Below are 15344 nucleotides of genomic sequence, written 5' to 3'. Positions count from 1 at the left end.
GTGTGGATGTGCCTCGTATGTGATCTACGATTTCAAATGGCAATAATGGCAGGCTGAGAGCGCTTGGCTTGTTTTATCGCCATGCGCACCTCCAAAAAAGTGCTCTAAAAGTGAGATGTGGAGTTTGGGAGTCCATCGTGTAATTTTCATTGGTACCGGATATTAATATTCACATCCGGCATATTAAATTGGCTGCTTGTAAAAAAACCATACAATGTATCTGAAATCTTGCAGTGTTTACTAAATTCTCATAGATGTCTGAATTTATTATGCATTAAATTTAATAAGCTGTTTAAAAGTACTGTTCCAATGGAATGTTTTAAGCCCTTAAATTCCGCGTGTCTTATTCTTATCTTTATTGAGACTCGGTGTGACTGGTCTCTTATTTGAGAAGAATGGACGCTACGTAATAAAGCGTGACTAACATTTTAAAATTGAATTTCGTGCACAGAAAATAGTTCATTAATACTTGTGGTATGCGATGGGTTTGTCACATTATACAACCATATAATGAATGCCTATGTTGACAGCGATAGCTGCGAGACACTTTCAAGTCTCTATAAGGTTTCTCTAATAGATATGACGTGCAAAGATACGTTTAAAATAATTATAATTTTTTGTTTTTGCTTCATTTAGTAAGTTTAAGGTTGGCAAGGTTCTAAGGTGGTATCAAGCAAAATTCCATAAATTGAACAGGTTAGTGTCTCATTGTTGCGAGTTTTGAAATTGAAGTAGGATGTTTACCTAATTTGGTTTTTTGAATTCATCAATTATTTTATGACAACAGCTTTTTAATTTAGGCATTTTTCCCTCCAAGTAGTCCCTCTGCTGTATACATTCTGCTCATTTCTTAATGGGCGACTTGATATTTATTTTGATTCAATTTAAGTGAATTTATTTTCATCGAGCACGTGTCTGCATTTTTTGCCAATGTAATTGCGAATGCTTTGCGTGTTGTTGATCTCGCTGCTTTTAAAACCCGTGGTGGGTTTGGAACAGCATTTTGTAATTTTTAGTTCGGTCTGTCTCACCACCCGGTGAAAATTCTAGCGAATGAACGAAAGGAGAGCGAAAAAATGGCGAAAGAGGGAAGTGTAGCGCCTAAAGAACGTATCAATATTAAATACGTTCCTGCCACAGGCGACGCCCAAGCGGAAATTGAACTTCCGTTGAAACTTGTGGTTCTAGGCGACTTTAAAGGTCACCCAGAAGACACCTCTATCGAAGAGCGCGAAGCGGTCTCGGTAGACAAAAACAACTTCACGTCGGTAATGCGCGAAAGCAACCTTTCCGTATCCACGTCTGTGCCGAATGTAATGACTGAAGAGGAAGGTCAAGAGCTTCCTGTTGAGCTTTCATTCAAATCTCTGGCTGATTTCTCACCAGATTCCATTGCCAGCCAAGTGCCTGAGCTCAACAAACTTGTTGAACTTCGTGAAGCACTCGTGGCGCTAAAAGGCCCACTTGGCAATATCCCTGCCTTCCGTGCTCGTCTACAGGAGCTTCTGGCTTCTGAAGAGTCACGCGAGAAACTTCTTGCTGAACTCGATCTCGTGGGTGCTGAAGAGCAACCCGCAGACGACGCATAACCCACGAAGAAAGAGAAAAGGATTTTGTTAATGTCCGTAACAGAGAAAGCGCCCGAAAGCGCGGATTACGCCACAGGTAGTCTGCTCGACGACATCATGGCGCAAACCCGCATGGCTCCGAGCGAAGAAGGCTATGACATTGCCAAGAAAGGCGTGGCAGCTTTCATTGAAAACCTTATCGGCTCTGACCAAGATCAAGAGCCCGTCAACAAAGCATTGGTTGACCAAATGCTGGTTGAGCTGGACAAAAAGATCAGTTCACAGATGGATGAAATTCTTCACAGCGCGCCTGTGCAAGAAATGGAATCTTCTTGGCGTGGTTTGAAACTGCTTGTTGACCGCACTGATTTCCGTGAAAACATCAAAGTCGAAGTACTTCATGCAACGAAGCAAGAGCTACTTGACGACTTCGAATTCGCGCCGGAAACCACACAAGCTGGTCTTTACAAGCACGTCTACTCTGCTGGCTATGGTCAGTTTGGTGGCGAGCCTGTTGGAGCGCTGGTTGGTAACTACGCATTCACGCCGTCTACCCCTGACATGAAGCTTCTTCAGTATGTTGGTGCGGTAGGTGCAATGGCTCACGCACCGTTCCTTTCATCGGTTGCGCCAGAGTTCTTCGGTATCGATTCATTCGAAGAGTTGCCAAACCTAAAAGACGTTGCTGCTACGTTCGAGAGCCCGCGTTACACCAAGTGGCGTGCGCTGCGTGAATCTGAAGATGCTCGCTACCTAGGTTTGACTGCGCCACGTTTCCTACTGCGTGTTCCTTACGACCCAGTTGAAAACCCAATCACATCATTCAACTACCGTGAAAACGTTAGCGATTCACACGAAAGCTACCTATGGGGTAACACTGCGTTTGCATTGGCATCACGTTTGACGGAGAGCTTCGCGAAGTACCGTTGGTGCCCGAACATTATCGGTCCTCAAAGCGGTGGTGCGATTGAAGATCTGCCTGTTCACTTGTTCGAATCTTTGGGTGCGCTGCAAGCGAAGATCCCGACAGAAGTGTTGATCACTGACCGTAAAGAATTCGAATTGGCGGAAGAAGGTTTCATCTCGTTGACCATGCGTAAAGGCAGTGACAACGCGGCATTCTTCTCTGCGAACTCGATTCAAAAACCAAAAGTGTTCCCGAACACCAAAGAAGGTAAAGAAGCGGAAACCAACTACAAGTTGGGTACGCAACTGCCTTACATGATGATCATCAACCGTTTGGCGCACTACATCAAAGTGCTACAGCGTGAGCAGATCGGTTCTTGGAAAGAGCGTCAAGATCTTGAGCGCGAGCTGAACACGTGGATCCGTCAGTATGTTGCAGATCAGGAGAACCCGCCGGCAGATGTTCGTAGCCGTCGTCCACTTCGCGCAGCGAAGGTTGAAGTGAGTGATGTTGAGGGTGATCCAGGTTGGTACCAGGTGTCACTGGCAGTCCGTCCACACTTCAAGTACATGGGTGCCAACTTTGAGTTGTCACTCGTAGGGCGTCTGGATCAGGCCTAATAGATGGCACTTCCTGACGCAGAAGACAGTGCGTATGGCGTCAGTTTCTTTCAACGGTTAGAAACTGACGCTCCAAAACGCTCTGTGACACAAGGGCCCGATCCGGCCGACGTGTTTGAGTCGTTGAAACACAATGTGTCGAACCTGCTTAACGCGCGCATTGGGGAATCCCTCAGTGCGCCCGAATTAGGCCTTATCGACTTCAACGATGCATCGCTAAGTTCTCACGATCTTGCTGTGCAAATCCGTCGTGCAATCCGGCATTGCTTGCAAACCTATGAACCCCGTCTCAAGAACATGGACATCATTGTTCAGCCTGATAACGGGTCACCGCTTAACTTGCGGTTCCAGATCGTCGCGTCGGTCAATGTGGGTGCGCTTCACCGCAAATTCCAGATTGATCTGCTTTTAGATAGCAATCGAAAATACAGAGTCGTATAAGTGTCAAGGAATCGATATTTCAGGGATGAGCTTGCTTTCCTAAGAGAGCAAGGACTCGAGTTTACGGAAGTCTATCCGCAGCTTGCCCGTTTTTTAAACAGTCGAAACACAGACCCGGATGTCGAGCGTTTGCTTGAGGGTTTTGCGTTTCTGACGGGACGGCTTCGCGAAAAAGTGGAAGACGAGTTTCCTGAGCTAACGCATTCCATCATCAATATGCTGTGGCCGAACTATCTCCGTCCCGTGCCGAGCATCAGCATTGTTCAGTTCTCGCCTGATGAAAAGGCGATCACCTACGGGCAAACGGTCGAAAAAGGCACGCAGCTCGATGCGAATCCTGTCTTTGGTACGGTTTGTCATTTCAGTACCTGTCGAGACACAGAGGTATACCCACTGCGTCGCAACAGCGTGAGTACCGTGCACACCCGTGAAGCGTCCTTGGTCGACGTCGACATGACGATTTTGGGCGACCAAAGTGCCGGTCAAATCGGATTAAAATCGTTACGCTTTTTCTTGGGTGGTGAAACTTACAGCGCAGAGATGTTGTATCTCTGGTTGAGTCACTACCTCGATAAAGTCGAAATACTGGTCGGTGACCAAGTCGTTACCTTGCCAAAAAACAGTTTTCGCGCGGTGGGCTTCGAATCTGAAGACGCCATTCTTCCTTACCCGAAAAACGTCTACGAAGGCTATCGTATTCTTCAGGAGTATCTGTCATTTCCTGAAGCCTTCTTGTTCTTCGAGGTGAAAGATTTAGGTAAGTACATTCCGCCTAAAGCCACGGGTGATTTCACATTGCGTTTTAGCTTTTCGAAAACATTGCCGCCGGATGTACGTGTAAAAGAAGACAGCTTTGAGCTGTATTGTGTACCGGTTATCAACCTCTTTACCCATGATGCAGATCCGATTGATCTCACCGGGAAAAGCACCGAATACAAAGTGACTCCATCCAGTCGTTATGCCTCGCATTATGAGGTGTTCAGTGTCGATCAAGTGCAAGGGTGGCAAGAAAACAATGTCGGGCGTATTCGTGGGCAAATAAGAAATTACACGCCATTCGAGAGCTTCCAACATGAAATCGAACGCGCGAGAGATCGCAAAGCCTTGTATTACCGCGTGCGTGTTCGAGACAGCATTCACAGTGATGGCTTTGATCACCACATTTCATTTGTGCGCAGCGATGAAACGGAGTGCACAGGGTTTAGCGAAGCGATATCGCTGACGTTGACCTGCACGAACCGCCAACTTCCATTGGAGCTTGGAAAAGGCGACATCTGTGTGCCGACCGACACCTCGCCTGCGTATGCCAAGTTTGGCAATTTGACCGAGCCAACAGCACCTATGCGCCCCATGCTTGATGGCACCTTGCTTTGGACGTTGATTTCCAACCTGTCGCTTAACTACCTGTCGTTGTTATCCAAAGATGCGTTGTCGTCAGTGCTTCGCGCATACGATTTCCGCGCCTTGGTTGATCGCCAAGCTGAGCGTGTTTCTCGTCATCGACTAGACGGCATTGTCGACATTCAATCTGCACCGATTGAAAAGCTGATCCGAGGCTTACCGGTTCGCGGTTTGCGTTCTGAAATCACGTTGGCGCAATCCGCGTTTGGCTCCGAAGGCGAACTCTACCTATTCGGCACAGTATTAAGCCGATTTTTCTCGCTGTACGCCAGCATCAATTCGTTTCACGAGCTTGTCGTGATCAACGCAGATAACCAGGAAAGGTACACATGGGGTATTCAGAACGGTCAGCAACCTCTGATCTAGAGGGAACTGCGCCTCCCAATGTGCCGATGAAACCGGACGACAATGGAGGCGACAGCGTAACACCCGCGTTGCCTCAAGATGTGCGGGCTTACAACTTTTATCAGTTGGTGGAGTTGCTCCATCAAATCAAAGACGAAGACCCAGAAGGGGCGTCGTCAGATGCGTCGAGCAAATTGTTGTTCGCATCGAACCCAAGCCTTGGCTTTGCGTCAAGCGATGTCACTGCGTTGGATGATGTGGGGCGCGATAAGCTCCGATTAGAGACCACCTTTTTTGGCATGAGCGGCGCGCAATCGCCGTTACCGGGCTTCTTCTTAGAAGACATTTTGACTGAGGATGCGGAAACCGGGCTGCGTAAGCCGTTTCTCGATTTCTTCAACCACCGACTGATTTCGCTGATTTACCAGATTTGGCGAAAGTATCGTTATTACATTCGTTTTCGTGAAGATGCGTCCGATGCGTTTTCAGCACAATTGTTTGCGCTGGTGGGATTGGCCGATGAAAACCTGCGCGGCGACACGCCAATCAACTGGTGCAAGATGCTGTCGTACGCCGGCATGTTGGCAGGAAGAAGCCGTTCACCACAGGTAGTGTCAGGCATTGTTGCGCACTGTTTTGATTTAGAAGACGTGACGATTCGCCAGTGGGAATTGCGACATGTCGATATTCCCGAAGAGCAGAAAATGTGCTTGGGGCGTGCTAATGCGTCGATTGGCATGGACTCAGTGATTGGCGACAAAGTGGGCGATCGCAGCGGGAAATTTGTGATTTGTATTAATGGGTTAACGCAAGAGAGATTCAAAGATTTCTTGCCATCAGGCAAAGAATATTTGCCGTTGTTGACCCTCGTGGAGTTCGTACTGCGCGAACAAATGGCGTTTGATTTGGAGTTAGGTCTTAAACAAGACGAAGCGCCACCGATGCAGTTGAGCGCCACCAAGCCAGCCTCTCTAGGCTGGTCATCGTTCACCGGAGAGGTGAAAAAGTCCCGTTTCGTGCGGATTCAGCTAAGGCAGTAGAGGGAAGTATGTCACAACAACTTACGGATGCTTCGGAAGTATCGTCAAAACAGCAAGTCTTGCTGGTGGTGACGAACACCCAATTCCTTGAAGCAGGCCTTTCCGCAAAACACACCTTCACCCAAGAAGGCGGCTCGATTGGTGCCAGTGAAGCCGATGATTGGTATCTGCGAGACCGTGAAGGGCGCGTGTTTAGCCATCATGCCGAAATTTTGTCCATCGATGGTGAGCAGTGTTTGCTCGACGTACGCGGCGCTTGCTACATGAATGGCGCAACTATTCCTGTTGGTGGCGGTAAGCCCGTCAAGCTAAACGAAAATGACGTTGTCTTGATTGGCCCTTACAAAATACGCATACACCTTGTGGAAGCGGGTCAAGAAGTGGTGAGCGGGCAACATGGTTTAGAGCACGTTTTCTTTAACGAACCGAATGCGTTGGACATTGGTTCAGAGAAGAAGACCTCAGACAAAGAGCCGCCAGAAGACGACGTGATTGACGATCCTCTGGCTGCGTTGGATGCCTTAACAGCGGCAACGATTGAAACCTCACCGCTTGATGAGGAAATTGCGCCTTCATCCCCCGCGCAAGAGAAAGAAGATTACTTGCTGGCCCGTGACACGGAATGGCATGGAAGCGAAAAAACAGTGCATGCGGACAGCGAGTATGAAATGAGCTCCGCCATCACGCTGAAAAAAACATCAATAAATGAGGAATACCCGATGGATGACAAAACCCTAGAACGCCTGGAAGAAGAAGTCGGGAGAAATTTCTCGGACAACACGAAAGGCGAAGAAAAATCAGCGTACTCAAACAGCGACTATGCAGCCGGTGCAGGTGCCGATTACGGCACGAGCAGTGCTGTGTTACCTGAAGATGCAAACCACCTCGTTGTTGGCCCTATTCTGCGCGGCCTCGGCGCGCAAGCAGGCAATGCTGGCAACATGGCGGAAATGCAGGCGCTCTCTGAAGAAATGGGTGCGTCGCTGCAAGCGGCTATTCGTGGTTTGTTGGAACTGCACACACAAGTTGAAGAAAGCCGTTACGGCATGATGAACAAAAACCTTCAACCGATTGAAGACAACCCACTGCGCCTTGGTCTTGATTACAAAGACACGGTTGAAACCATGTATGACCGTCAACGCAGTGCCGTTCACCTTTCAGCACCGTCTGCCATCAGTGAAAGCCTGACCAATGTTCGTCACCACAATGAAGCGGTTCAAATTGCGACGACAGAAGCGCTGACGCAAATCCTTCGCGCACTCTCGCCAGATGTATTGATGCGCCGCTTTAGTGCATACCGCCGCCCTGGCGAAACAACGCCAGAGTCAGCCGATGCATGGGCATGGAACATGTATAAAAGCTACTACGGCGAATTGACGTCTGATCGTCAAAAAGGCTTTGAAAAACTGTTCTGGGAAATCTTCGATCAAGCCTACGACAGAAAGCTGCGCGAGAAGCAATTGGAGGTCTAACGTGATAGTCCGCCTGCTCTCGTGCTTTTTAGTGCTGCAACTGGCTGGTTGTGGGGTGTTTGGGGGTTCTGATGAACCTAAAGATCAGCCAACAACCGTCACCTTTAGCTTGGTAGCAACCGAACGTGTTAACCCGAATATCAGTGGCGATGCCACGCCTGTAGAAGTTCAGGTGTTCGAGTTAGAAGACGATTCGATGTTCTTGTCTGGTGATTTTGAACAGCTTTCGGAAGATGCCGAAGAAGCACTGAAAAGTAATTACATTGACCACCGCGATTACGTGTTGGTGCCGGGGCAATTCAAGTTCATTGATCCGTTTGAAATTGAAGATGACACCCGCTACATCGCCATCATGGCGCGCTTTTCTGACCCTGATAACAGTGATTGGAAAAAGGTCATCAAGATCATTCCTGTGGGCAGGCAGTATCACTTGCTGATGCACCTCGACAAGAACGAAGTACTACTCGACAAAGTGGAATAAAGGATGTCATCGAGAAACCGGGTTGTTTGGAACGAAGGGCTGTTCGTTAAGCCACAGCATTTTCAGCAGCAACAACGCAACATGGAATATCAGTTAGATGAACGCATGTCAGCGGTTAGCCGCTATTTGTACGGCATCACTGAAATGACGCTTAACGCGGAATACCTAAGCTTCGGACGCATAGCACTTGATAGTGCATCAGGCGTGATGCCTGACGGCACCGTTTTCCGCATTCCTCAAGAAGACATGCAGCCAGAAGCATTGGAAGTTGCTGACAGTTCGCTGGCGAACCAGATCGTGTTCCTCGCCATTCCGCTTCGCAGTGATTCGATCACCGAAGTGACGTGGCCAGAAGCCGCTGGATCTGGGCGCTACCAATCGTACAGTCAGGAAATTCGAGACATTCACACCTACCAAGGTGACATGGCGCCGATAGACGTCAGCCCAGTTTGCTTGCGCTTGATGCTTGAGAAAGAAGATCGCAGTGCGTATGCCTCGATTGCCATTGCGCGTATTTTAGAAAAACGCCCTGATGGCAGCGTGTTGCTGGATGACACCTTCCTGCCTTGCCACCTCAATGTGAGTGCCGTGTCTGTGTTGCACCGCTTTATTGGCGAAATGGCGGGTTTGATGCGTGAACGAGCCAAAAACATTTCTCAACGTATTGGCGCGCCGAGCCAAGGTGGCGTGGCAGATGTGTCTGATTTCATGCTGTTGCAATCGCTTAACCGCATGCAGCCACAACTTCAACACCTCTCTCGACTGCGCAGCTTACACCCAGAGCGTTTGTACGAAGCGTTGTCATCCATGTGTGGCGAACTGGCAACCTTTACGGACGAAAGCCGTATGGCGCCGGAGTTTGGCAGTTACCAACACGATGCACCGGTGGAATCGTTCCGCCCTGTGATGACACGCCTGCGCCAGTCGTTGAGCATCGTGCTTGAACCACGCGCTGTGTCCATTCAGCTGCATCAACGTAAATACGGCCTCATGGTTGCACCGCTTCAAGATCCTTCGTTGGTGCGCGATGCAGACTTCATCATCGCCGTTCGCGCACGTATGCCGATGGACGAATTGCGCAAGCTCTTCGTGCAGCAAACCAAAGTGGCGTCTGTGGAGAAAATCCGCGAACTCATTTCACTGCAATTGCCGGGCATTCCTATTTCGCCACTGCCAGTAGCACCACGTCAATTGCCATACCACGCGGGTTACACCTATTACCAACTGGATAAAACCAGCCAAGCGTGGTCAATGCTCGCCAACGCAAGCGGATTTGCGTTCCATGTGGCAGGGCACTTCCCAGATATTGACCTGCAGTTCTGGGCAATAAGGAGTTAGTCATGGCGGAAATGTACATAGATACACCGAATCGCGAACGTCACTATGATGATTTGTTGTTTGATGAAGCGGCCAACATCGATGCGGATCAGGACTACTGGTTCAAACTTCGTGGGGACAATATCAATCCACTGATTGATGCTGCCACGCCCTTGCTAGGCATGGCGTTGCGCGTGCGTAAGCTCACCGAATGCCACAACGTGGATGTGATCTACAAGCAAGCGGTGGAAGAAGTGAAAGCCATCGAAGTGGAATTGAGCGAACAAGGTTACGACCATGCTGTGATTTTGGCGTATCGCTATGTGCTTTGCTCATTTGTTGATGAAGCCATCATGAGCACCCCGTGGGGCGCAGACAGTGTGTGGGCCGAACACTCACTGTTGACCCGCTTTCACAACGAGACGTGGGGCGGCGAAAAAGTCTTCACCATTTTGTCTCGATTAGAAAACGAGCCAGAGCGCTACAAGTCTCTTCTCGAGTTCATTTTCCTTTGCCTTACGCTGGGCTTTGAAGGCCGCTACAAGGTGATGGAAAAAGGGCGCGAAGAATACGAGAAAGTGATCATCAAGCTGCACCAAATTTTGCGCCAGCTTGATGACCAAGAGCCGCTCGCGCTAACCAGTGCTGCCGACAATGTGGTGTCGACGAAATATCGACTGTCGAAGCAAATGCCTGTCTGGACGATTTTTGCGGGTTTCGTAACCGGCCTTGTCGTCATCTTCATTGCTTATTCCATTGCGCTCAACAACAAGTCTTCGAGCGTGCTAGAGCAACTTAATCAAATTCTTCAATAACAGGTGAACCAGTGATCCGCATTGAACTTCACACGCTAATTGGCAAGCTAAACCCACAAACCAAACTGGCTTTGGAGCAGGCGGGTGCGTTGAGCATCAGTCGCCAAAACCCAGAGGTGACGTTCGAGCACTTGCTCTTTTCTTTGCTCGAAAATCCGCTCTCAGACATTCGTGTGCTGCTAAAAAGCGCAGGGCTTGACCATACGCAAATTCGTCAAATGACGGGCGATGCACTTAGCCGCGAAACACAGCTAGAAACCACGCCGTCGTTTTCTCCACTTTTGGTCGAGCTGCTTCAAGATGCATGGCTATTAGGGTCGACCGATCTTGGTCATAGTGAGATCCGCTCAGGCGTGATTTTCCTTGCCGCATTGATGCGCCCTGATCGTTATTTGCCGATGAACCTGATCCGTCAGCTTGATTCAGTAAACCGCGAAACCATGAAAAAGCATTTCGCGCGCCTAACGGAAGAATCATCAGAAACCGCGGTGGTTTCGTCCTCAAAAGGCAATGCTGCAGCTGTACCGAATGAAGCAGACACCGCGCTAGGTCGCTTTTGTACCAACTATTCTCTTATGGCGAAAAACGGCGAGTTAGACCCGGTTCTTTGCCGTGATGATGAAATCAATTTGATGATCGACATCCTATGCCGTCGTCGCAAGAACAACCCAATTGTTGTCGGTGATGCGGGCGTGGGGAAAAGCGCCATGGTGGAAGGCTTGGCGCAACGTATTGTCGATGGCAATGTGCCGGATTCATTAAAAGGCATCGATGTGATGTCGTTGGATCTGGGTTTGTTGCAGGCTGGTGCATCAGTGAAAGGCGAGTTTGAAAAGCGCCTAAAAGCCATTATTGATGAAGTGAAGACCTCACCGATTCCTATCATCCTGTTCATTGATGAAGCACACACCATGATCGGTGCGGGTGCGCAGGAAGGGGGCGGTGATGCCGCGAACTTGCTAAAACCTGCACTTGCCCGTGGTGAGTTGCGCACTGTTGCTGCAACCACATGGAAAGAATACAAAAAGTACTTCGAGAAAGATCCTGCGCTGAGCCGCCGTTTCCAATTGGTGAAACTGGACGAACCAACGGTTGATCAAGCGGTGGACATCATGCGTGGCCTGCACGGGGTGTATGAAAATGCCCACAAAGTGTTGATCAGTGACGATGCGCTGGTGGCTGCGGCTGAATTGTCTGAGCGTTATGTGTCGGGTCGCCAACTCCCTGATAAAGCGATTGATGTGTTAGATACCGCCTGTGCGCGTATCGCCATCAATTTGAGTGCGCCGCCGCGTCGCTTGGCTGAGCTTGAAACCAAAACCATTCAGCGTCAGCGCCAAATCGACATGCTAAATCGCGAAGTGCAATTGGGTCATGACATCGACGACGAATTGTTGGCCAAGTTAGAAGCCGATGAAAACGTTGATTTGGAAGAACAAGCCGCATTGCGCGAAGCCTGGAGCACACAGCAAACACTGATTGCCGACATCATTGAAAAACGTCAGCAAGTATTGGCGAAGCCTCAAACGGCTGAAGACGGCGAAGAGGCGGTCGAACCGCTGACTGAAGATGAAAAAGCAGAACTGCGTACTGAGCTGAAAGCGTTGTATGCAGAACTTGCCGCCATTCCACATGATGAACGCTTGGTTCACCCGCATGTCGATGCACAGCAGATTGCCGAAGTGATCGGCGATTGGACAGGTGTGCCTGTTGATCAGATGAACACTGACGAACTGAGCCGTATTACGCACCTTCCTGATTTGCTCGGCGCGCAAATCAAAGGCCAAGACGTAGCGATTGAATGCATCCACCGACACTTGCTGACGGCGCGTGCAGACTTGCGTCGCCCAGGCCGTCCGAAAGGGGCATTCTTGCTTGCTGGCCCAAGCGGCGTCGGTAAAACCGAAACCGTGGTGCAGTTGGCAGAGATGCTTTATGGCGGCAAGCAATTCCTGACCACAATCAACATGTCGGAATACCAAGAGAAACATACGGTTTCTCGATTAATTGGTTCACCGCCGGGCTATGTCGGTTATGGCGAAGGCGGCATTTTGACTGAATCAATCCGTAAAATGCCTTACTCGATTGTGCTGTTGGATGAAGTGGAAAAAGCTCACCCAGAAGTGCTGAACCTCTTCTACCAAGCATTTGATAAAGGCGAATTGGCAGACGGTGAAGGCCGTGTGATTGATTGCCAAAACGTGGTGTTCTTCCTCACGTCTAACTTGGGTTACCAAACCATTGTTGATTACGCAGAGCAGCCCGAGTTGCTTGAAGAAAAGCTGTATCCAGAATTGGCCGCCTTCTTCAAACCTGCACTGCTAGCGCGTATGGAAATTGTGCCGTATTTGCCACTGAATGGCGACACGCTCAAAGCCATCATTGCAGGCAAGTTGAAGCGTCTCGTGAATGTGTTTGAGCAACGCTACAAAGCCGAAACAGAGATCGATGATGCCTTGATTGGTGAGATTTCTCGTCGTGCTACGCGCTCGGAAAACGGTGCGCGTATGTTGGAAGCCATCATCGAAGGGCAGCTTTTGCCACCGGTTTCTTTGGCGCTACTCAACAAACTTGCGGCGCGTGAGCCGGTGACTCGCGTGTATCTGACTGCCAAAGACGGGCAGTTTGTTAGCGAGGTGGAGTAATCCATGAGCGATTGGCTTTCATTAGCAGTGTCTTTGACCAAGACCCGCGATCAATCTGATCTCACGAGCACCTTCGTGAACGAGATTGAGGCATCGCTGGGTGTGTCACGCGCTTGGGTGATGTTCCCAAGCGCGCAAGGACGCTCGCTAAGTGTGACGCAAGACGGAAACACGTTTGAATGGAAAGTCGATGATTTCACCCATCCGTTTGCACATGTGCTTCAGTCTGCGTCACCCATGCTGCTTGATCCATCCAAGCTCAATTACTGGTTAGAAAACGATGATTTTGTTGCCTTGATGTCGGCACGCAAGCGCGGTGAGAATGTGCTCATCATGCCATTGCCGCCGGGTGTTAAGAAGGTGAAAGCCATCTTGATGCTGACGGGCCCATCATCGGTACTTAGCCAGTTGTTGGCGGACAAACAGTGGGAACAACTTTGCGAGATCTATATCAACCAAAGCCAAATGGTGGCGGAGTTAGGTAAAGAACATCGCCAAATTTCCGCGCTGAGTTCCTCCATTGCGGCGATTCGCCGTGACGAGAAAAAGCGCGAGAAAGCGTACGAATTGAAAAGCGTCTTGATTGGGGAAAGTTCACCCATGCAAAAGATGCGCGACAAGGTCGTCACGGCGGCGCAATCTTTACTCAATGTGTTGGTCTGTGGTGACACAGGCACAGGCAAAGAGCTGGTGGCGCGTGCAGTGCATGAATTGTCTGACCGTCGCACCAAACCTTTTGTGGCCATCAACTGTGCAGCCATTCCAGACACCTTACTGGAAAGTGAATTGTTCGGCCATGTGAAAGGTGCATTCTCTGGCGCAGATCGTGCGAAAAGTGGCCTGTTATCAGACGCCGACGGCGGCACCTTGTTCCTTGACGAAATCGGCGATATGCCGTTGTCATTGCAAGCTAAATTGCTGCGCGTACTGGAAACGCGCTCATTCCGTCCTGTGGGTGGTTCTCAAGAAATCAATGTGGATTTTCGTTTGGTAGCAGCCACCCATGTTGCGTTGCCAAGCCGCGTGGAACAGGGCGAGTTTCGCCGCGATTTGTACTACCGATTAAACCAATTCCCGATTCTTGTCCCTTCTTTGGTTGAGCGTCTCGAAGACATTCCTGAATTAAGCCGTCACTTTATCGCGGAATATAACGCTCGCTCCGGAGGCAACATTGCAGGTCTGCGCTATGCCGCATTGGATTTGCTCAATCGCCACGCTTTCCAAGGCAACGTGAGGGAACTGCGCAACTTGATTGAATACGGGTGTGCAGTCACGGCCAGCGGTGAAGAAATTCTGCCTGCCGCTTTGAGTGAACGTTTAAATGAACAGCCCGAACTCAATATAACAGATGTACTTGCCAGTAATGATGATGTGGTTACGGACAGCTACATCGGCGTGGATTTATCCAACATCGATAACCTCAAACACGCGGTACAGGATTTCGAAGTGAACGTTATCCGTTCGCGCCTGACAGTGTTTGATGGTGACCGCACGAAAGCGGCGGAAAGCTTGGGTCTGCCTAAGCGAACCTTGGCCCACAAGTGCTTAAAAATGGAGATTGATTGACCATGAAGCGAGGCGGTTCCTTGAATGTTGGATTGCTGATTGGCACCACAATGCTTGGATGGGCAGGGTTAAGCTCAGCATGGGCAAACACAGCGCCAGAAAACGCAGAGGCACGATCAAACGCGTCACTGGTGAAACAGGCACAAACGTGTTCAGCGATTCCTACGCGACTTGAAAGGTTGGCGTGCTTTGATGGGGTATTCAATACACCGGTTGATGCTGACAACGAACAGACCATTGCAAACATTAAACCCGAAGCGTATCAACGTGCTCACGCGAGTGAAGCAGCACGCAGTGAGGGCGAACAAGGCTTCGTGGTGCGTTATACCGATCCTGAGGATCACAGCAAAGGCATCTGGATGACGGCAACGGCCATTCCTGATCGTGGACAACAACGCGAAGACATGCCGATTCTCATGTTGAGCTGCATCGACAGTATCAGCCGTATGGAGTTGGTGCTCCCTACGACCACGTCAGCGGGCAAAGCCACGGTCTTGGTTTCAGGCAGTTTTGCGGTTACCGACAGATGGCTGAGCGATGACAGTGGCACCATCATGCATGCAGGGCGCGGTATTCCAGCCATTAATGTGATGAAGGCATTGATGTCAAGTTCAGGCTCAGTGTTGCGCTCTGAATTGGATGAGATTGGCAACCTGACCTTTGACACCGAAGGGTTAACGTCTTCGATTCGTCCTATGCGCAACACCTGTCGTTGGTAGGGGGGAA

The 15344-nt window shown here is 49.7% G+C and carries 12 protein-coding genes; all 12 read left to right on the top strand.

The window, feature by feature from the left end:
- Positions 1-1076: 1076 nt before the first annotated feature.
- The 12 genes from tssB to vasI are packed head-to-tail and all read left to right on the top strand — an operon-like array spanning position 1077 to position 15337.
- Complete coding sequence (gene tssB / locus EQP46_RS01955) at positions 1077-1589, top strand: type VI secretion system contractile sheath small subunit (RefSeq protein WP_129492038.1); 513 nt, start codon at positions 1077-1079, stop codon at positions 1587-1589.
- A 30-nt stretch (positions 1590-1619) separates the two neighbouring features.
- Positions 1620-3095 carry a type VI secretion system contractile sheath large subunit gene (gene tssC, locus EQP46_RS01950; RefSeq protein ID WP_129492037.1) on the top strand — a complete coding sequence of 492 codons (1476 nt, stop codon included), beginning with the start codon at positions 1620-1622 and terminating at the stop codon, positions 3093-3095.
- A 3-nt stretch (positions 3096-3098) separates the two neighbouring features.
- Positions 3099-3536 carry a type VI secretion system baseplate subunit TssE gene (tssE, locus tag EQP46_RS01945; protein WP_129492036.1) on the top strand — a complete coding sequence of 146 codons (438 nt, stop codon included), beginning with the start codon at positions 3099-3101 and terminating at the stop codon, positions 3534-3536.
- Entirely contained in the window at positions 3537-5303 is a 1767-nt protein-coding gene (gene tssF, locus EQP46_RS01940) for a type VI secretion system baseplate subunit TssF (protein ID WP_129492035.1), read from the top strand.
- On the top strand, positions 5267-6322 hold the full coding sequence (gene tssG / locus EQP46_RS01935) for a type VI secretion system baseplate subunit TssG (RefSeq protein ID WP_192545468.1): 1056 nt from the start codon (positions 5267-5269) through the stop codon (positions 6320-6322). Before tssF ends, tssG begins: the two co-directional genes overlap by 37 nt.
- An 8-nt stretch (positions 6323-6330) precedes the next feature.
- Complete coding sequence (gene tagH / locus EQP46_RS01930; protein WP_129492034.1) at positions 6331-7794, top strand: type VI secretion system-associated FHA domain protein TagH; 1464 nt, start codon at positions 6331-6333, stop codon at positions 7792-7794.
- Position 7795: 1 nt separating this feature from the next.
- On the top strand, positions 7796-8275 hold the full coding sequence (gene tssJ / locus EQP46_RS01925) for a type VI secretion system lipoprotein TssJ (RefSeq protein ID WP_129492033.1): 480 nt from the start codon (positions 7796-7798) through the stop codon (positions 8273-8275).
- Between the two features lie 3 nt (positions 8276-8278).
- Positions 8279-9613, top strand: coding sequence for a type VI secretion system baseplate subunit TssK (tssK, locus tag EQP46_RS01920; RefSeq protein ID WP_129492032.1), 1335 nt, complete (start codon positions 8279-8281; stop codon positions 9611-9613).
- Positions 9614-9630: 17 nt separating this feature from the next.
- The gene (gene icmH / locus EQP46_RS01915; protein ID WP_371734790.1) at positions 9631-10407 is read left to right on the top strand and encodes a type IVB secretion system protein IcmH/DotU; all 777 of its coding nucleotides are present in this window, start codon (positions 9631-9633) and stop codon (positions 10405-10407) included.
- 11 nt (positions 10408-10418) lie between these two features.
- Positions 10419-13052 carry a type VI secretion system ATPase TssH gene (gene tssH, locus EQP46_RS01910; protein ID WP_129492031.1) on the top strand — a complete coding sequence of 878 codons (2634 nt, stop codon included), beginning with the start codon at positions 10419-10421 and terminating at the stop codon, positions 13050-13052.
- Between the two features lie 3 nt (positions 13053-13055).
- A complete protein-coding gene (locus EQP46_RS01905; RefSeq protein WP_129492030.1) occupies positions 13056-14618 on the top strand; it encodes a sigma-54 interaction domain-containing protein in 1563 nt (520 codons plus the stop codon).
- Between the two features lie 2 nt (positions 14619-14620).
- On the top strand, positions 14621-15337 hold the full coding sequence (vasI, locus tag EQP46_RS01900; RefSeq protein WP_240671614.1) for a type VI secretion system-associated protein VasI: 717 nt from the start codon (positions 14621-14623) through the stop codon (positions 15335-15337).
- Positions 15338-15344: the final 7 nt, after the last annotated feature.

Origin of the sequence: Enterovibrio baiacu, from assembly GCF_004120195.1 — a bacterium.
In the GTDB taxonomy this organism is placed as follows: domain Bacteria; phylum Pseudomonadota; class Gammaproteobacteria; order Enterobacterales; family Vibrionaceae; genus Enterovibrio; species Enterovibrio baiacui.
The sequence above is the reverse complement of the archived record's forward strand: the minus strand, read 5'-3'. Positions and strand labels throughout refer to the sequence as shown.

Bases quoted from the DNA above. Each gene is read 5' to 3' on its own strand.
- tssE (WP_129492036.1), top strand. From the start codon at position 3,099: ATGGCACTTCCTGACGCAGAAGACAGTGCGTATGGCGTCAGTTTCTTT.
- tagH (WP_129492034.1), top strand. From the start codon at position 6,331: ATGTCACAACAACTTACGGATGCTTCGGAAGTATCGTCAAAACAGCAA.
- tssG (WP_192545468.1), top strand. From the start codon at position 5,267: ATGGGGTATTCAGAACGGTCAGCAACCTCTGATCTAGAGGGAACTGCG.
- vasI (WP_240671614.1), top strand. From the start codon at position 14,621: ATGAAGCGAGGCGGTTCCTTGAATGTTGGATTGCTGATTGGCACCACA.
- tssB (WP_129492038.1), top strand. From the start codon at position 1,077: ATGGCGAAAGAGGGAAGTGTAGCGCCTAAAGAACGTATCAATATTAAA.
- tssC (WP_129492037.1), top strand. From the start codon at position 1,620: ATGTCCGTAACAGAGAAAGCGCCCGAAAGCGCGGATTACGCCACAGGT.
- tssK (WP_129492032.1), top strand. From the start codon at position 8,279: ATGTCATCGAGAAACCGGGTTGTTTGGAACGAAGGGCTGTTCGTTAAG.
- EQP46_RS01905 (WP_129492030.1), top strand. From the start codon at position 13,056: ATGAGCGATTGGCTTTCATTAGCAGTGTCTTTGACCAAGACCCGCGAT.